Source organism: Glycomyces tritici (assembly GCF_030403505.1).
This window is the reverse complement of the sequence record NZ_JAUEMJ010000011.1, coordinates 195,325-213,693: the sequence shown is the minus strand read 5'-3', so window position 1 is coordinate 213,693 and position 18,369 is coordinate 195,325. Positions and strand designations below refer to the sequence as shown.

The 18,369-nt window shown below is 63.3% G+C and carries 13 protein-coding genes and 2 pseudogenes; 7 read left to right on the top strand and 8 right to left on the bottom strand.

Annotated features, from left to right (window positions below; translation table 11 throughout):
* Positions 1–56: 56 nt before the first annotated feature.
* Entirely contained in the window at positions 57–827 is a 771-nt protein-coding gene (locus QWI33_RS25970; RefSeq protein ID WP_289953625.1) for a transposase, read from the bottom strand.
* Positions 828–948: 121 nt separating this feature from the next.
* Here QWI33_RS25970 and QWI33_RS25965 point away from each other — a divergent pair, with 121 nt between their 5' ends.
* Complete coding sequence (locus QWI33_RS25965) at positions 949–1,368, top strand: hypothetical protein (RefSeq protein WP_289953626.1); 420 nt, start codon at positions 949–951, stop codon at positions 1,366–1,368.
* A gap of 308 nt (positions 1,369–1,676) precedes the next feature.
* Here QWI33_RS25965 and QWI33_RS25960 read toward each other — a convergent pair whose 3' ends face one another.
* Entirely contained in the window at positions 1,677–2,303 is a 627-nt protein-coding gene (locus QWI33_RS25960; protein WP_289959751.1) for a hypothetical protein, read from the bottom strand.
* 161 nt (positions 2,304–2,464) lie between these two features.
* Positions 2,465–3,571 (bottom strand): annotated as a pseudogene (locus QWI33_RS25955) (IS701 family transposase).
* A 123-nt stretch (positions 3,572–3,694) separates the two neighbouring features.
* Here QWI33_RS25955 and QWI33_RS25950 point away from each other — a divergent pair.
* The 3 genes from QWI33_RS25950 to QWI33_RS25940 all read left to right on the top strand — a co-directional run bounded on the left by QWI33_RS25950 (position 3,695) and on the right by QWI33_RS25940 (position 5,579).
* Positions 3,695–3,988, top strand: coding sequence for a hypothetical protein (locus QWI33_RS25950; protein WP_289956482.1), 294 nt, complete (start codon positions 3,695–3,697; stop codon positions 3,986–3,988).
* A 239-nt stretch (positions 3,989–4,227) separates the two neighbouring features.
* Positions 4,228–5,130: a hypothetical protein gene (locus QWI33_RS25945; RefSeq protein WP_289959750.1), complete on the top strand. Its 903-nt coding sequence runs from the start codon at positions 4,228–4,230 to the stop codon at positions 5,128–5,130.
* Between the two features lie 86 nt (positions 5,131–5,216).
* Positions 5,217–5,579 carry a hypothetical protein gene (locus tag QWI33_RS25940; protein WP_289959749.1) on the top strand — a complete coding sequence of 121 codons (363 nt, stop codon included), beginning with the start codon at positions 5,217–5,219 and terminating at the stop codon, positions 5,577–5,579.
* A gap of 160 nt (positions 5,580–5,739) precedes the next feature.
* On the opposite strand, the gene QWI33_RS25935 is transcribed toward QWI33_RS25940, so the two are convergent.
* Both QWI33_RS25935 and QWI33_RS29525 read right to left on the bottom strand, forming a co-directional pair.
* Positions 5,740–6,447, bottom strand: a complete 708-nt coding sequence (locus QWI33_RS25935) for a hypothetical protein (RefSeq protein ID WP_289959748.1) — start codon at positions 6,445–6,447, stop codon at positions 5,740–5,742.
* Between the two features lie 304 nt (positions 6,448–6,751).
* A pseudogene (locus QWI33_RS29525) lies at positions 6,752–7,289 on the bottom strand (helix-turn-helix domain-containing protein).
* Between the two features lie 576 nt (positions 7,290–7,865).
* On the opposite strand from QWI33_RS29525, the gene QWI33_RS25930 reads away from it, so the two are divergent.
* Entirely contained in the window at positions 7,866–8,399 is a 534-nt protein-coding gene (locus QWI33_RS25930) for a hypothetical protein (RefSeq protein ID WP_289959747.1), read from the top strand.
* Between the two features lie 36 nt (positions 8,400–8,435).
* On the opposite strand, the gene QWI33_RS25925 is transcribed toward QWI33_RS25930, so the two are convergent.
* Complete coding sequence (locus tag QWI33_RS25925; protein ID WP_289959746.1) at positions 8,436–8,756, bottom strand: transposase family protein; 321 nt, start codon at positions 8,754–8,756, stop codon at positions 8,436–8,438.
* Between the two features lie 166 nt (positions 8,757–8,922).
* A complete protein-coding gene (locus QWI33_RS25920) occupies positions 8,923–10,248 on the bottom strand; it encodes a hypothetical protein (protein ID WP_289959745.1) in 1,326 nt (441 codons plus the stop codon).
* A 437-nt stretch (positions 10,249–10,685) separates the two neighbouring features.
* Here QWI33_RS25920 and QWI33_RS25915 point away from each other — a divergent pair, with 437 nt between their 5' ends.
* On the top strand, positions 10,686–14,450 hold the full coding sequence (locus tag QWI33_RS25915; RefSeq protein ID WP_289959744.1) for a hypothetical protein: 3,765 nt from the start codon (positions 10,686–10,688) through the stop codon (positions 14,448–14,450).
* A 69-nt stretch (positions 14,451–14,519) separates the two neighbouring features.
* Here QWI33_RS25915 and QWI33_RS25910 read toward each other — a convergent pair whose 3' ends face one another.
* Entirely contained in the window at positions 14,520–14,978 is a 459-nt protein-coding gene (locus tag QWI33_RS25910; RefSeq protein ID WP_289959743.1) for a hypothetical protein, read from the bottom strand.
* Between the two features lie 419 nt (positions 14,979–15,397).
* Here QWI33_RS25910 and QWI33_RS25905 point away from each other — a divergent pair, with 419 nt between their 5' ends.
* Positions 15,398–17,275, top strand: coding sequence for a DUF7380 domain-containing protein (locus tag QWI33_RS25905; RefSeq protein WP_289959742.1), 1,878 nt, complete (start codon positions 15,398–15,400; stop codon positions 17,273–17,275).
* Positions 17,276–18,369: the final 1,094 nt, after the last annotated feature.

The window sequence follows — 18,369 nt, the reverse complement described above, 5'->3', positions numbered from 1 at the left end:
AGCGATGTCCCGTTAGTTGCTCGTGGGTGCGCCCAGGCGCGGCGGTTTCGCGGGTGTCAGCCTGTAAGGGTGAGGTTGTGGAGGCGGGCGATGCCGGCCATTGCCTCGGCGGAGCCCTCGCCACGGAGGCGGCAGTCGCGCAGGACTTTCCAGACTTTCAACTTCGCGAACGTGTGCTCGATCCGGGCGCGGACATGCCGGTGCGACGCGTTGTGCTCTTCCTTCCACCCGACCAGTGGTTCGTCCTTGGATTTGCGCCGGTGCGGAATGACCGCCCTGGTTCCCGGGTAGCCGCCATCAGCGATCACGGTCGCGGTGCGCGTGGCGTGGTCGATACCGGAAGCGGCGAAGGCGATCGAGTCGTTCCGGTTACCCGGTAGCGGCGTCCCGACGGTGACCACGAGCTGGGTGTCGGCGTGAATCACGACCTGATGGTTCGTGGAGTATCGGTAGTTCTTCGACTTAGCCGCTACGGCGTGGTCCCTGGTGGGGACCAGGGTGCCGTCAACGATGAGGACGGTCTCGGGCGCGAAGCGCTGTCGGGGCCGAAGCGCGAGTTTCGGTGCCAGGTCGTCGATGATCCGATCCGCGGCGGACTTTGAAGTCCCGAACAGCGCCGCGAGCTGGCGCATGGTCAGGTTGGTGCGCCAGTACGCGGCGACCAGCAGGACCCGGTCTTCGAAGGCAAGTCCCCAGGGACGGCCCTTGAGGGCGGGCTCGGCGCCCTCGGATCGCAACTGCCGCAAGAGCTTGGCGAACTGCCGGGCCGGCAGGCCGCTGAACAGCTCGATCATCGTCTCGTCCGCCGCACTGATCACACTTGCCACTCGCCTATGATCCCTTGTGTTCCAACAGCATCCGAGCCGGTCCAGTTGAACCCGATCGTGAAGCGTGCGGGCTCCTACGGGCACCTCGATCGCAGCGTCATCAACGTGCGACCCTTCCTCGGTGAGTACTTTCGACGAAGCCGAGGTCGGCGAGCTGCTCCATCGGCGTGGCTGGCGGACAGCATTCACCGTTGCCGAGCGGGTCAATCGGTGGGCGCACCTGGTGGCCGACGTCGAACGCGGCTACGGCGACGACATCTACGAGTACGCCAACGACCTCTACTGCCGAAACTGGCTCCACGAGGCATGGATCCTGTTGCACGATGATGTCGTCCGACGCTGGACTCCGCAGATCAAGACCCTCGATGACCGCTTCCGCGCGGCGACGATCGATGACGATGGTCTGGCACTCGACCAGTTCCACAAACTGCCCGACCACGACATGTGGTGGTGGCGTCGCCACCCCCGTATCCTCACCGGATCTCTAGGTCAGTCCCTTCGCTCCGCCGGCGCCAGAGGCACCGACACGGATGCGGACTGACCGACCCCAAGCTTCCGGGACATCGCTTAGGTACAGCGTCGCGTTCATTCTCGATGAACCCGATCGCTACCGGCTCCTCAAAGCCTGGCCTGCCGCGGCAGATTTCGGAGTCATACCGGAGCTCGCTCACCTTGGATGAGATCCAATCGAGCCCCGTCTTGCTCCGCGAAATCGAGGCTGCGCCGCCCTCGCACAGATGCACGCCGTCAGCCACGTCGAACTCGACCCCGGCCCCGGTCCGCGGCCGCCTCGGCTTCTAGTACTGCTGCGACACTTGACTTGAGGACTCAGCAGTTGCGGCTGCGGGCTTAGGGTTCGAGGTCGTATCGGGAGTCATGATCCGTCTGGTCTTCGTCGACCGCTTCGCGCATCGCTTCGATCTTGGCTTCGAGGGCCTTGCGCTCGGCGCCGTCAAGCGCCCCGGCCCTGGCGGTGGACTGGTCGATGATGTCCGGGTACTTCGGTGCGAGAAACCAGAGCAGGTCAAGCAGCGCAGGGCTTGCCGACGGGGTTGTTTGCTGGAGGTCGCGGAGGTAGAGATCCTTGTGTTCGTACAGCTCACGGAACACCGCTTGCCACATGGTCACCCGTTCGCCGGTCTCGGGATCGGTCATCTCGAGTTCAGTCCGGGATGAAGTGAGCACCTCGAGTAGTTCATAAAGCAGGTCGGGCTTGACCGCCAAGTCCATCGCAAGGAGGCGGTTGACGGTGCGGACCGTCGGCAGGGTTAGCTCGCTCATGGTGCCCTGCAGGCAGATGTGGTTGACGAGTCCAGAGCAGTAGTACCGCTCTTCCTGAGGGAGCCGCCGGTCCAACGCGATCCGCAGCAAGGGCTCGCTCAGATCGACGGCGGCGCCAAGTGGGTCAGGGAAGTTCTTCCAGGGCACCGAGTCGACGACGCTGCGAATCCTCGCGATTCGCGTCTGCTGGTCCATAGGCTGTCATGCTAGTGCCGCGAGACGACGCCTTCGATAGTGGCTTTCTCTGGCCTGGTGCTGTTTTCGTCGCCTCCACCGTGACCAGGCAAGCATTCGCTCGTTATCCGGTTGGGGCGCAAGGACAAGCGCGTAGAACAGTCGCCGGAGTTCGGGGACGGTCAACGGAATGCCCTCCTCTCCCGGATCCGAGACACCCCCTTTTGTGCTCTCGTAGCGCGGCTGGCCGCGAGCAGAGCGTGGGCGATCATCGCGAACGTGATGTGCGCATGCCAAGCCCGCCAAGTCCTGGCCTGGTACTGGTCAAGGCCGCAGACGTCCTTGGCCTGCTGGAAGCACTCCTCGACCTTCCAGCGAGTCCCGGCGATCCACGCCAGATCGGTCAGGCTGGAGCGGCGGGGCCCGTAGCAGATGTAGTAGGCGATCTGGGTCGGGTCCGAGATCGAGCGCCTGGCCAGGAGCCAGTGGCCCCGGCCAGGCCGCCACAGGAAACGGACCGGGACCCGGGCCCAGTCGTAGCGGCGTGGACCATGCGAGCCGGCCCCGACGCTGAGTCGCTGCCAGGCTCTCGCGGGAAGAGCGGCGATGACGGCCTGGGCGCGCTGCTGGGAGAAGCCGATGACCACGTCGTCCTTGCCACGCAACGCGAGCACATTGAACCGGTCGCGTTCCTCAAGCCAGACTCTGAGGTACTTCGCCGATCCGTAGGCCGCGTCGGCGGTCACCCATCGGAACGGCATCCCCGACGACTCGGCGCGTTCGATCACGGTCTGGGCCGGGGTTTCGTGAGCGTGCCCGCCGCGACGCGTTCAGCGGACCCCCGCGCTCTCACATCGAGCAGGGTCGTCGATCCACTCTTTGGGCAGATAGAGCTCGCGGTCGACCAGGGCATGCCCACGCGAGGAGGCGTAGGCGGCGAACAGAGCGATCTGCGAGTTCTCGATTCTGCCCGCCGTTCCTGAGTACTGTCGGGCCACTCCGACCGAGGCTCGGCCCTTCTTGACGAACCCGGTCTCGTCCAGGATCAGAACACCGTCGGACTCGCCGAGCCGGTCAGCGACATAGCCTGCCAGGTCATCGCGGATGCCGTCGATGTCGCAGCGGGCCTTGCGCAGCAGGCGCTGCATGCCCTCCGGTCCGGCCTCCCCGGCGTGCTCGGCCAGCCACCACGAGTTCTTACGAGCGATGCCCGAAAGTAGCCCCGCGATGTAGTCACGAACCCGGCCCCGCGGCTCCGAGCGGACGTACCGTGGCCCGATCCGGCCCATCAAGTCCTCAAACTCCGCACTCCAGCGAGCAAGATTCACACTCTCCATGACTGGAGAACGAGCAAGCCTCGCAACCGGTAACGCCAAGTGTCGCAGCAGTACTAGAGATCCGGACGCGCCGCCATGCTCGACCCCTTCACCGACGCACCCATTCCGCCCCAGGGCGATCGACCCCCCGAGAACGGCATCGGCATCACCGCGCTCGTCCTCGGGTTGATCGCGTTTGCGCTCCTGTGGGTGCCCATGCTCTACCTCTTCACCTGGCCAGTCGGCCTACTGGCGGTCGTATTCGGCGCCATCGGCCTCAACCGGGCCCGCACCGGCCTCGCCACCAACCGCAGCACTGCGGCCGGCGGGTTCTTCAGCGGGCTCGGCGCACTGGTCGTCATGGCCCTGGCCGTGCTCATCACCCTCTAGGACGACCCACTCCAGTTCCTCTGACGCGCATGCCATCGGTCCAAAGGGGACCTTGCTCGCCCAAGGCGCTCGCCATCGAGGGCGAATCTGTCGTAGTCGGTGAGTCGAGGACCCACGGAGCGTCGACCAGACCAGCTTCAGAGCCTGTTCCATTATTGATTGTGATCGCGGAAGCGAGGAACTTCGGATGTTTATGGCTCGTAATACGATAGGGGTCCCTTCGACGAAAGTGAGCGGTCTTGCGTACCTTCGAAGCCTCTGCGTTGAAGCCGCGCATGCCGAGTCGAACTACCGTGTTCGTAGTCAGTGCGGCCGCGCTTGTCCTCGTTGTCGTGGTCGCCGCCGTCGTCGGAGCGCTTAGGCAGGGCGAAGTGCGACCGGAGGCGTCGGGGACAACCCCCATCGAAGCCGCACCTTCAAGTGAGAGTTCGCCAGCGGACACGGAGGTCCTGCTGGCAACGGTCACGCAGCTCGGCGGTGGCGATGACTGCCGGAACTTCGTGTTCGACGAGAGTTTGAGCGCCGAAGCTGACGTGATGCTCGAAAGCCTCCCGTACTACCGGAACAACGCTGAACTCGTTGGAACCATGCTGACTGCGGGCGCGTACCTCGAAGGCACCATGAGTGTCTTCTTCACCCTCCAAACCGACCTGGCGCAGCAGGTGACCGTCAAGGACATCCGGGCCGAGATCATCTCCGAACGTGAAACGATCGAAGGTGGCACGTTTGTTGAACCTCCTCCGTGCGGTGGGGATCCGATTGACCAGATGCATCTGCTGCTGAACGCACCGGATCAGGGCCCCTACACGATCGATGAGGAATCCGGATACCCCACCGATCGTGCATTCTTCGAGGAGCAGGTCATCAACGTGGCGCCTGGCGATAAGCAGGCGGTCATGGTCAAGGTGACGCTGGATCACGAATTGCCCGGTGGCGCGTACGAGTATCGGCTGGTAGTCGACTACGAGGTCGACGGCGAATTGGGATCGGTGACGATCGACAACGGGGGCACACCGTTTCGAATGACCTCGATGTCGTGCGCCCAAGACCGGTTCTTTGGAAATCCGGAATCCGGCTGGGGGGAAGAAGAAGACCCAGGCTACGTGGAAATGGTCAACGTGTTTGAGTGTGAATTCAGTTGATCAGCCCTCCGAACTGGATACGGTGAATCCCAAGAGCGCGAGGTGCTTGTGTGAATCCTTTCGTTACTCGCAATCAGGTGCGGTCCTTGCATGATGAGGTCCACGCGCTGGCTCGCGAGCAGCAGCGAACGAACGAATTGCTGACCGAACTCATCGAACAACACCAGCTTGCGTGGGAGCGTCAGCGCCGATTGTCGGAGCATGCAGTCCGAAACGGCGCCAGTCTTTCCACGATCGCGCTATCGGTAGCGATGATGGGCTTCGTGGTCGGCTTGCTGGCGGTGTTTGTGACGTTGCCTGCTTCTCCAATGAAGCTCGTCGGGACGGTCACGGCTGGTGTCGCCATAGTTCTCTTCCTTTGCCTCGCTGCTCGTCACTTTCTAGCAGCGTCCCGGTCACGCGTCGAAGACGACGAGGCCGAAAGCGCCGACGACAGCGATCCGCGGTGACGTTCACGCCGCACCTATTTCGGTTTACTTCCGGGACAACGATGCCGCCATCGAGGGGTTCCTCGAGTTCCTTCGAGGGCTTGCCGACAGTGATCACGACTGCCGCCTCACGGCCGCCGGCGGCGCTGAGGCCGTGACGCATTGTTCGATGGCCGTGACATCAAAAGTCGAGCTCGTCGAAAAGGCGTACAAGCGAGGGCGGACGCTCTCCAGGAGCCTTCAAGAAATCATGCAAGATCTGTGTGTTTTCGTCGATGCATTCCTTTACGCCCTGTGCGGCTTCCCCTTGACTCTCCATCCACTGCAAGTTGATCTCGGTATGCTCGCCACCCCAGTAGGTCAACGAACTGTTCGCTGGTGAGTGGGGCAGAGAGACTATGACGGTCCCGACGGCTAGATCTTCTGCCGGCCCGTCAACGGCCAGCTGAACATCCAACCGAAACAACGTCTCAAAGCCCATGGCAGCTTGGTCCAAGCGGGCGTTGATAGCGAAACGGTCAGCTTCGTCAGGACCGACCTGCTGACTAACGGGTACGGTGAACTGGTCGCCTTTTTCGGCTCTCGAAGGAAGTAGCAGGTCATACTCCGCCGAGAGTTCAACGATGCCGCCGCCGACACAGGGGACCACGGTGATGACCTCCTCTACGGTGAAGACCGCTTCCTCCACGATCCCACGGCTGCTACCGGTGTTATGGATCGTGAACTCCATAGACGCCACATCGCCGTCGGGTTCATGGACAATCACGCTCGCGAGCCGCACTTCAGGCGCAGGCGGGTCATCCGAGAGTGCTTTGATGAGAGGTGGAACAGTGAGGGTTCCCAGGGCCACGACAACGGCGATGACACCAGAGACCATAGTGGTTCGCATCGCTTCAGAGCGCCTGCGCCACCATGAACGCAAGCCCCTTCCGTTTGGCGTTGACCGTGGAGCCCCAGGAGTTTCCTGATCTCTCAGCACTTCCGGCATCAGCTTGCCCCATTTCTTCTGGCTGCAGCACCAGAGTAGATGAGCGCTGTCCACCTTTGGGTTCTCAAGCTCAGCAGCGGAGATTGGCTTTCTTCTACCCGCCCTGTACCTCGCCGCACCATGAAAGTTCGGTAAAGGCCGGAGCGGCACCAGGGGGCTCCTCGATGAGATAGGCCCGGCGCGACAATCTCCCGCCGGGCCCCTCTCAGTCGGTGGTGGCGTTGTCCGTCAGGTCGGTTGCGGGCCGGGTTTGGAGGAGTTCGCGGACTTGTTCTGCGGCGCGCTGGATGGCTTCGCTGATGTGGTCGCCGAAGCGGGCCATGTTCTCCAGGCGGACGCCGGCCGACGTGTCGCGGCCGAGGACGGTGACGCCCTGCCGGGCGACGTCTGCGAGTTCGGCCGTGCCGCGGGCGCTGTCGATCGTGGACTGGTACCAGACGTCGCTGTCGACGAAGTAGCGCTCGCGGCGACCCTCGCCGCGTTCCCTGCTGATGAGCCCCTGTGCGTTTGCCTTGGCGGGTTCGGCGTTCGGCGGCGAGGTGGGCCAGATCCGGGCGGTAGCCTCCCGGCCCGCCGTTTCGCATCACCTCGCGCGTCACCGTCGATGTAGGACGGTTGATCTGGCGGGCGATCGCCGCGTAGGGGAGGTCGTCGGTCAGTCCCCGCGCGAGCTGAGAGGCTCTAGTTTGATCCTGTCGTGGGGATGGAGATTGAACTGGGTGAGCTCCACAGGAGCCTCCAATCGGGGTGGGCCGCCTTCCCGATCGAGTCGGCGGCGCCAGCTGAAGGCCCAGGCCCCAGCCGCGAAGGCGCAGCTCCATCGCTGCGAGCGGGTGCCCTCCACGCCCACGACGCCAAGGGAAGCCGCGGTGCGAGAAGCGCGACAGGGTCCGATGGAAGGTACGCTCGGCACGATCCCTTCATTGAGCGCTGAAGCTCATGCGCGCGGATGTGAGGGACGAGCCGGTCCGAGCGCTTTGGTTTGCGGGACTTCGACTTCGCCATTACACCGTCCTTCCATCCGCGACACGGGCGTCGCTCCCACCAGGTGCTGGCGGCGACCACGGTGCTGGACCACAGATGAGGTTGGCTCGGAAAGACCACCATAGGGCTTTGCGAGGTCTCATACGAACATTCTTGCAGCACAGTCACATGAGTACACACCCAGCAGGGGTGGATGACGACCTTGCGAGCTGTTGAGCCGCCTGAACGGGTTTGGGGGCCCCGAGGTTCAGACACGGTGGCTGAAGTGGAGGCGCTCACCCGGATAGCCGCCTGCACCGCCCTGCCAGCCCCGTCAAGTCTGCTATGGTTCTGCGATGGGCTTTCTCCAGCAGCTTAGCGATAATGCCGCCCTCCTATCTGCCCTGATCGCACTTCTCGCACTCGTTATTAGCCTTATTGGACTGATGCAAAGTAGATCAGCTTCCAAAGACTCCAAAACCGCTCGTGACAAAGCCTCTGATGCCCAATGGAAAATGAGCGAGCACTTGGAAGCAATTGCAGGATCATTGCGGATTCCAGAACGGTCGAGTGGCTCACCTGTTCCCATGACTGGATTGCTCACGGGGCGCTTGGTTGAACGTAGTGGCATCGGGATGTTGGTGGTCGCCAACATTGGTCCGCAAACTGTCCGAGTCGAAGGTATTGCGGCAGACCAACCTTATATATTGCGGCGAGATCAGATTGAGATCCTCATTGGATCCGAGTTGCTGCCTGGAGAGCACTGCACGATCCCGGCAAACCTCGGCTTCGGCACGAGTCTGCCAGCTAGGGTCACTTTCAAGTGGATCGGGCCCGACGGCGAACTTCGTGAAAGAATCCAAGCTCTTAGTATTTCAGAGACCTTTTGAGCAGGTTCCCGTGCGCGTCGGCGTGCGCCTGCAGGTTCATGCCGTGCCTCTTGTGCTTTCCGGAGTAGTCCGCTTCGCGTGGCGCAGGGCGTCGCGCAGGCCCGGGGCGTGGGCGGCGAGGAGGGCGATGGTCTCGCGGGTGCGCCGCCAGGCGGTGGCCGGCGAGATCCCGGAGCCAGCGGCGAGGTCGCGGAGTCGCTCGCCTTTGCACAGGTAGGCCAGGGTGAGCAGGGCCTGGGCACCTGGGTCGAGGGCCCGCCATCTGGAGCCGATGGCTCGGCGGTGGCCGCGGATAAGGACGGCGACTTGCTGGAGGGTCGAGGTGGACAGCGGGAGGGCGGCAGGGTAGAACAGCAAGGGGAAGCTCCTGGGTTCGATCCGTTGAAGTGGTATTCGCCGTTCTACCAGGAGCTTCCTGCAGGCACCGAAGACCTGGGTCCACCAAATCCGCTGCGCCCCAACGGCCTCCGATCAGGACGCAACAATCTCAATAGCGTCGCCTGGCGGGTCCCGGTCGACGCGCTCACCGATGACGAGGCGCCGCGCCTGTGAGACGAAGGAGCTTCTTCCACCAGGGACGGTTGACGGACAGGAAGTCCTGGTAGCGATCCCGGTCTTCGGGCCGGGCCGTCTCCTCGAAGATCATGGTCGCCTCCTCGCTGCGGGCCTGGTCTCGCTGCGCCATCTGCTCGAAAAGCATCCAGCCGTGGTACAGGGCGCCAAGTGCGCGGTCCTTGATCTCCGGTTCGGAGTGGAGACTCAGCCGATAGAGCGGCCTGACCAGGTCCATGGGATCATCCATCAAGTCGTTCCTGGCCGCGAGAAACTTCGCGAGTTCCAACGTGAAGACGAGTTCCGCGGCTGATGCCCCGGGTATTTGCTCGTGCAACGCCGCGAGGACGCCCGGCGCGGCCGACTCGCTGTTGTCGCTCTGGACCACCTGCCGGATCCGGCGCCGCAGTTCGTACCCGAACCCTTTAGGTTTGTCCCGTCCGGCCAACACGATCGCCGCGCTCACGATCCCCGGCGACGGCGGCGCCTCATACTCGCGGTTCCAGGGTTCCTGGTCCCTAGCGTCGCCGAGGAGTCCGGACTCGCTCAACTGGCGCATCGCCTCCCACCGGTCCGGCGGCGAGTCCATCGCCATGTACACCAGCGGATCTCGGATATCCGCGAGCGCGAGGCGGTCAGCGTTGCTGGTCGCGAGCTCGTTCACCAAGCGCCACAGGCGCACCCGGCCCTCAGGGCTTGTCTCCGCAGCGAGGCGCGTCCTGGCATGGGACACGGAGACACCATAGTCGCGGACGGTCTCGACGAGTGCTCGAAACTGCCTGTCGTCGAGTTTAACCCGGGCCGCCGCATCGAGCAGGTGCCGCTTCGCGCCTTCGACCCGGATGTCACGCAATGCCAATGTTGCTGAATCGATGCCGACCGGGTCGGCCAACGCCTTGCAGAGGACGGCTCCCGCTCTCACATCCCCGATGCGGTGCAAGGCCGTGATTAGGCCGTCAACCAGCAGGCTGTTGTCAACGGGGCGCGCCGGTCGGTCGGGAAGCGACGATGTCGGGATAGAGCGATACCGTTCGACGTCGGCGCCGACGCCATGCACGGCCGAGAGTTGCTCGCTCTCGTCGTACCACTGCCGCCACACCTTGAGCACCGAGTCGACTCGAGCGAAGTACTCGGCCCACTCGGTCAGTAGCCCGTCCAGCCTCGAGATCAGCACGGGCGCGGCTTCTGAGCCGCGCTCCTGGAGCGCGACGATCGCGCGATCCCGCGGGCTCACCTCGCTGTACCCGGACTGCGGGCGCTCCAGGTCGTTGATGAGCCCTTCCAAGTCTGCCGCCATGTGGACCTCTCCTCTACCGATCAGCGTCCCGCCTCGACACGATGCTCGCACGGCAGCGGCGGGAGGGGTCCCGACCCGAGCCGGGCGACGACACTCATGTCTATGCGTCGGTTCCCGGTTCTCGAGACTGAACACTCCCGGCACTCGGATGCAACGTCGCTGCCTTCACGTCTGATAGTGCGCAAGCATGCCATCAGGTTCAATGAGCGTGAGCAGGGGCTTGCGCGGCTTCGCGGCACACTCAACCGGATGCCGTTTATGCATCCTCAAATCCCGTTACGAAGCCAGCTCCGCGGCCCCAAGCCACAGCCTCTCCGACCGGTTCCCAGAGATTCAGCGGACTTACGGTCAGGTGGCGGCGTTGGAATACCGCTGAGCGGCTCGATGAGGAGGCTCGCAGGAGCTTCGCTGTCGTTCGTTACGCGTAAAGTGGAGTGATGGTTGAGGCAGTGTGGCCGCCCATCTCTCGCACGGACCTAGCTCTCGCGGCGGACCGAGATGGGTTCGCGGCCTTGTTCCCGATTCTGATTCGTCGGCTGATTGCGGAGACAGCGGTCGGTCTTGAAGAGTTGGAGATGCCGGGCGAAGGAGGTACCGCGGTCGGTGGCTTCGACGGCGTCGTCGCCACCAGTGGTGCGACTTCGAGGGTGCCCTCAGGGCGTTCGGTGTGGGAGCTGTCTGTCCAGCAGAGTCCGGGCGTGAAGGCGGACGATGACTACGGGAAGCGCAAGTCCGGGCCGCATGACGCCGATCCGAGTGATTTCACGTATGTACAGGTCAGTTTGAGGGTTTGGGCGAAAGGGCCCGATTGGGCCACTGATCGTGCTGCTGAGGGCCGGTGGAAGTCGGTCAGGGCGATCAATCTCGATAGCATCCACCAATGGCTCGAGAGCGCTCCGGGCACCACGGTGTGGCTGGCGAACCAATTGGGCAAGCCGCTTCATGGTGTCCGATCGGTTGCGGATTGGTTCGAGCGCAACTGGCTGCCCTCAACCGAACCGGCACTGAGCCCGGCGCTCGTCCTTGCCGGTCGCGAAGCGAGCGCAAATAAGCTCCGGACGACGTTGCGGTCATCGACCCCGTACATTTCGGTCGCCGGGGATGTGACATCACAGCACGCGAGCGTCGGTGCTCTGAGCCCTGACGAGTTCACCGCATTCGTAGCAAGCACTATCGCAACATCCGATGCCGCGCATCGGGAAGCATGGTTCTCACGAGCGCTGGTTGTGAGCGCACGCGAGAGCCTGCCGCAGGTCTGGCAGCAGACATCGCCACTGCTGCTCGTCGTGCCTGACGCCGCGATGGCCGCGGAGATCCCCTACGGTCTGCCGCATCAACTGATCGTGCTTGCACCTCTGGGGAACGATGCTGATGTCTCGATCGGGCGGGTTGATTCTGATGCCGCGGCTTCGGCGTTCACTGCGGCCGGCCTACCGAGGGACGCAGCGCAGCGCCTCGGTGTCTTGGCCAGGGAGAGCCTGCCGGCGGTGCGGCGAGCGATCGCCAAGCGTCCCGCGAACATGCACCCAGAATGGGCGACCCAACCCGACGCCATGAGCCGACGACTGCTCCTGCTGGGCGCCTGGAACGGCAGCGACCAAGACGATCGAGCCCTGCTTGCCGAGCACCTCGGTTGCAACTACAGCGATGCCGAGGACCGGGCAGCCGTGCTCGCCGAGGCCACGATTCCCGCCCTCGGCAGATTTGACGGCCGCTGGTACTCGCTTTCGGCAGAAGACACCTGGAAGCTCATCCGACCCACAATCACTCCTGAGGATCTGAACATCCTCGCGGCTATGATCGAGCAGGTCCTTCAAGAACCCGACCCCTTCCTCGGCATGGAAGCGCAGGATCGCATCACCGAGCAACTCACAGGATCGCGCCGACGCTACTCCGACACGCTGCGGCGTAGTCTCGCCCAATCGCTGGCGCTCCTGGCGATCGCCCCGCCACCGAACCACAACGGCGCCACCTTCAGTCGTCGACTCGTATGGATGCTCTTGACCAACGCCAACGATGACCGCACCTACCAGCGGTGGGGAGCCCTCGCCGACGTCCTCGACCTTCTAGCAGAAGCCGCTCCCGAAGAGTTCCTCGAAGCGGTCCGCCGCGGCCTCGATGGCGACAATCCGCTCCACAGCCGAATGTTCGAAGAAGCCGGGCCGAACGCCATGTTCGGATCCACCCCGATCTATCCCACCTTCATGCACACCCTCGAACTTCTCGCGAGACCTGCTGAGCACTTCGACGAGACAGTGGACGTGCTCTTCCGCCTTGACGCACTCGACCCTGGACGGGGCAACTGGGCCAACCGACCCGACCGCAGCCTTGCCGACATCTTCAGCACCTGGGCCCCAGAAACGACCGCTGACATCGAGCAGCGCATGAGGGCGCTCCGCAGATTCGCCGGCCAGCGCCCTGCACGAGCATTCGAGCTCGTGCTCAACCTCATCCCCGACGGCACCCAGAACCAGGTCGTGCACAGGGGTCCACGGTTCCGGTCGTGGGAGGCGCCGGCTCGGTTGACTCGTACGGAATTCGATAACAACGTGCTGCAGCTCAGCGATCTCCTCCTGGAAATGCTCGGCACCGACTTCAGCCGCTACGACGCGACCACCCGGAAGATCGGCTTCCTGCCGCCCTCACAACGGCAGAAGTTCCTCGAGCGGCTCATCGAACAAGCGCCGGCGCAGAACGACCTCGAGCGGGCACAGGAGTGGCAGGCGCTGCACGACGTCTACGCCAACCATCGCGATCATGCCGAAGCCCCATGGGCGATGTCCGCCGAAGAACTCGAACCGTTGAAATCGGCACTGAACGCACTCAAGCCAGAGAGCGTCGTCGCCCGGAACGCATGGCTGTTCGCTTCCGAGGTGGTGTACCTCGGAGACGGGCCTGCAGCGACCGACTTCGCCGTCCACCGTGTCGAGGTCGCCCATCGACGGACCGAAGCGATCACCGAGATCCTCAACGAAGGGGGAATCGCATCGATTGCCGAACTGGCGAGAACCACGGAGTTTCCTTACATCGTCGGAGTCGCACTCGCCAGCAGCACAAGCCAGGACGACCACGACCGGGCGATACTCGGATGGACTGCTTCCCCTAGTCCGGAACGTGTCGCCGCTTCGGCCTACTTCGCGCGACGACTCTCCCAGGAGGGCGCGACGCTCCTCGACAACCTCCTGGAGGCCACCCACAGCGCCGACCAACAAGTCGTCGTGCTCCTCGCGGCAGGGGCGAACGCCGAGACGTGGCATCGGGTCAACGCCCACCCGCTTGATGTGAACCGGGCCTACTGGCAGAGATTCCAAGGTCTCGGCAGCACCCCAGGCGAGATCCGCGCCATCGCGGCCGGGTTCCTTGGAGTGGGCCGGTACGCCGCTGTGTTGGATCTTCTCAGTGTTCACCGCGGGACGTTTGAAACAGCCGAAGCCGCTGAGTTCGCCGCAGTCGCGTGCGAGCGGATGATCGCCGCTGATGTTGCGGATCCTGAGTTGCAGCGCCTGTCGTCCTATGACTTCGAGCATCTCTTCGAACTGATGTACCGGCATCGAGCCGAACTCGGAGGGAGCCGCGCCCTCGACCTGGAATGGCAGTTGTATCCAGTTCTCAGGTTCGATGCACAGGCACCCTCACTGCACCGGACCATGGCCGCCGAGGCCGGGCTGTTCGTGCAACTGGTGACCTTGCTCGGTGATCACTCTGCCTCATCCAAGCAGCGAAACCAGGCGTTCCAAGTCCTGAGGTCCTGGAGGCTCTGCCCCGGTGTCCTGGAGGACGGCACGATGGACCGGGACCTCCTGCGAGGGTGGGTCGAGGAAGCCGTCGCCGGGCTGCGCGACGCCGGTGTGCTCGAACTCGGCATCGAGCGACTCGGTGGCATTCTCGCGCACGCACCGTCCGATCCAGATGGCATGGCGCCACCTCGTGCGGTCCGAGACCTACTCGAGGACATCAATGACGACGATCTCGACTCTGGTCTGAGCGTGGGGCTGTTCAATAAACGTGGCGTGGTCAGCCGGTCTATCGGCTCCGGAGGCGACAGCGAACGAGAGTTGGCCGCAGCCTTCCAAGCTGCTGCCGCTGGTGCCGGCCCTTGGCCGCGAACTCGGAGAGTACTTCAAAGGCTCGCGGGCAGCTACGAGAGCTTCGCTCGGGATCATGACATTCGAGATGAGCAATTTCGACGAGGGCTTTCATGAGGCAAATATGCAGCAAGGGAGATTCCGTAGGTCGGGTGACGGAAGCTGTTCCCGCGGTGTAGGTAGGTGCTAGATCGAGAACGCCTGGCTCCGTCCGGATCCATCTCCACCAGTCTCGCGCCAGAACACCCATATCCGATTGTCGAAGCCCATAGCCGGAATGACTGTCAGTTGGAAAACCTCGCCATTCTGGATAGGACCATCATTCGAGTCACGGCGCTGTTGCACCAACCGCGCGTTTATGACCTTGAAGTGAACATCGACCGCGACCTCCCCATTGAACGTGGCCTCGAATATCCGGCGCGTGATCCCTTCGAAGCTCCACGGCCGTCGGCGAAGTTCTTCTTCCGCAGCCGCGCGGTCACGAAGTTCTATCTGCAGCAGCTCCTGATCCACATGCGCGGATTTCTCAGCCGCATCCGCCGAGCGGACCGCTGCGCCTGCGGAGATGTTCGCGGCGCCGGCAGATTGAACAGCCGCTTCGGCGGAAGCCTCGGAGGCGCGCGATGACTTCCAGGAGAAGTACACTGCCCCAAGCGAAATAACCGCACCTACGATAGCGATAGTATCTCCAAGACCACCCCCATAATCTAGAACCTTGGCCCAACGCTGCCAATCCACCGAACGGGCGCGGATTCGTCTGCGGGGCGCTCGGCGCGGTGGCATCAAGGTCGATCTTGAACCAGCTAAAGCCCGAAGGGCTGTATCCAGTCCTGACCGGCTAGATCCCGGTCACGCCATCCTTCCGTCCGCGGATGAGGTCCACGGGTTGCGGGTGTAGTAAGACGGTGACGTTCAGGGATCCTTCGCCCGGACATCACCCACTGAGCACGCCGCCGCGTGGGCTTGTTGAGTTCGCGGTCGTGGATAGTGCAGGCGGATATCGGGAACTGTCCGTGTCGGACCGACGGCGTAGGCTCCGTCTACTTGAAACCTCGGAGGCAAAGATGGAAGAGTCCAGCTCCGCATCGCCTAGCGGCTACCGGGATGTGCCTGCACAGCGGGACCATGCCAACATCGAAGCGAGCGGCACGGCGGCGGCATATGGATTCGATCCCGGCCAGACCGCCGAGTTGGCCGCCCTGGTAGATGGTGCCTGCGAGGGTGCTGAGGACATGTACCTGGTGCCAGACCGGATTCGGCGTACCAGCGCTGGCATGCCGCCGGAGTTCGACCCAAACGCCTTGCGGGGGCTGTCGGCCACTTTCGACTACCGGCTGACCTGCGAACAGGAACGGCCAAAACGCTTCGCCGCGACCTTGCAGCCTATGGAGGGAGACTCCGAGTTCCCGCAACCGCTACGTCAGGCGAGCGAGGACATCCGCCAGCTTTGGGTCGGGTTGGAACAGGTTGTTACGCACCCAATTGCCAGGGCACGCTTTGCGGACATAGTCTTCTCGCTTCGGCTCGCCGACAACTCCCGAGAGGCCGGATCCCGCGCGATCCGCGCATACCTCGAGACTGTCGGAGGTGAGCTGAGCCGCCTCGACCAGGGTATGAATCTGGTTCGGGCCTGGAGCATCACCCGTGAGGTCGCCCTGAGCGAGCTGGAAGCCGAGACCATTGACGCAATGCTGGTGTTCACCGAAGCTCGCGTGGACGCCAAGGAGGAGCCGTATGCGGTGCTGCCAGTACTCCAGGCGATGACCATGCCGCGAGCCAAGGGAGGAACCCCTTGGCTCCCCGCCGCGAATGCCTTGCTCGAGAGAGCCCTGCTCGCTTACCACCCCTCGCACGTAGTCAAGAACTTCGCGGAGCTGGTCCGCCGGCGCGCCGGCGATGACCAGGCCCGTATCGAGCACGCCAGCCGGGTCCAAGTGCAGGCGGTTCTTGCCGAAGCCGAGGCTGCCAAAGACGGCATGGGAGTTCGCCACCACCTAGAAATTGCCGCCACCGAGGCGCGGCGCTTGGGCATCATCGACCTCGCCGAGCAAGCGGAGGTCGGCCTTCAACAGGCACCACCCATCGAGTGGGTGGTCGAGGAGTTCGAATTCAAAGTCCCTGACGCCGTCACCGGACGGTTCATGCGCAGCTTCGAACTCGCCCAAACCTGGCAGGACGTTCTTGCCCTTTGGATCTCAACCGATGCCCCGAGTGGTGACGTCGCATCCAACCGCGAAACGGCCCGCGCGGCCACCGAGGCATCGCCAATCCGTAGCCTCATGACCAACGTGACGTACCGCGACGGCGACATGCCATCCCGGAAACTGACCGGATCCGACGCGGTGTTCAACCAGGAACTCGCCCGCGCCGAAACGCTCTCTATGACAGTGCGAGGCGTCCTGCTCGCCCAAGCACTGGAATTGATCAAGAACCGCTTCGCGATCCCGACCGAAGTGGAACTGGAAACATTCATCCGCAGCCGAGCGAAGGATGTTCATCCTCCCTACGCCCGCGCGCTTGCGAAGGCGCTGCGGCTATTTTTGTTCGGCGAGTTCGAAGCCGCCGTTCACTTGGCCGTCCCCAAGATCGAAGCCGCCGCTCGGGCGCTGCTACTCCATCTGAACGAACCGATCTACCGGACGCAAGTCGGCGACACCGATGGACATTTCCTCGGATTGGGCGCGTTGCTCCCGCTGCTATGTGAAAACGACTTCGACCCGAACTGGGAACGATACTTTCGCACCTTCCTGCTTTCCGAAGGCTCGAATTTCCGCAACCTGATCGCGCATGGCTTCGTGGATGAAGTCGACCCCGTCTACGCGGCGCTGGCATTGCGCGCCTGTGCACTGCTGGTCCTCATCACTCCGAGCGCACCTGCCCGACACGACGCCGACACGGTTCGTTCTGCGCTTACACAACCTCACGCGACAGTCGCATTTTGACCCGATCCACAGATATGGAATGCACTCTCGCAAGTGTGTGCCCTACCTGGGATTGCAGGTCTTGAGTCCGCGCTCTCTCTGCCAGTTGGAGTAGTAGGGCCGGTACCGGTGGTCAGGCCGGGAGCGATGCTACCTGCAGCCCACGGTCGTCCGGGAAGCCTGGTGGCGACCGTGGCCGGGGGAGGGGCGGGGCGTTCACGCTGAGGTCACCGCGGCGGTGAGCTCGTTGCCGTCCCTGTCATACGTCGACCGGACGAGGAAACTCGGGGAGGAGTCGTGTTCGGCCAGTTCAGAGGCATACGGGTCTGTGACATGACCCGGGCGGGTCCCATGCCCCCACGGCCGTAGACGTTAGTCGATTATGGACGGGTTTGCGGAGCCAATTTACGAGCCATTCGCTGCGGAAAACGATGCTCAATGTTGCCGGACAATGACTATTGATGACTAACGCGAGGTATGATCTACCTGCGAGGATGATCAGCAAATTGGACTCTGAAGGCCATAAAATAGACTTGAGGTGCTAGTGTCCTATTATGGACGTGGGGGTTCAAGTCCCCCCTCGCGCACAGACGAAAGGCCCTGGTGACAGGGCCTTTTTTCGTGTCTTTCGGGCAGCCCTGCGGCCCCGCGTGACACCTTTGTAGAGGGCCTCGGGGAGCCAATAGGGGAGCCATTGGAGCCTTTTGCCGTTCGCGAAGGCGCCGTTGCGGATCGGCCTTTGCTGGTCAATGCTGGGCGTTAGCCAGTGGTGGCGGGTGGTTGTTGGCTTCGGGGTCTTGATCGGGGCGTTCGCTCGTTCCGTGGTTGCTGGTCGGTGAGCCGATCGGGTCCGGGTGATCGTGTCATTTCGTGGGTCGGGGGAGAGTGCGGCCCCCAGCGGTGGTTCCATCGGTGGCCGTTAAAGCGCCATTCGATGGGGTTAGGACTCGGTCAAGGCGTCTTGCGCCTGTCCAGCGTGCTGACGGTGATGCACCACTGGTAGGACGACCGCACAGTCCGTCGGACGACGACGATGATCTACAGGCAACGCATGAGCTGGTAAAGACGAGGCATCTTTACGGATAGGATTCTCGGCACCGGCCAGCGATGAAAAG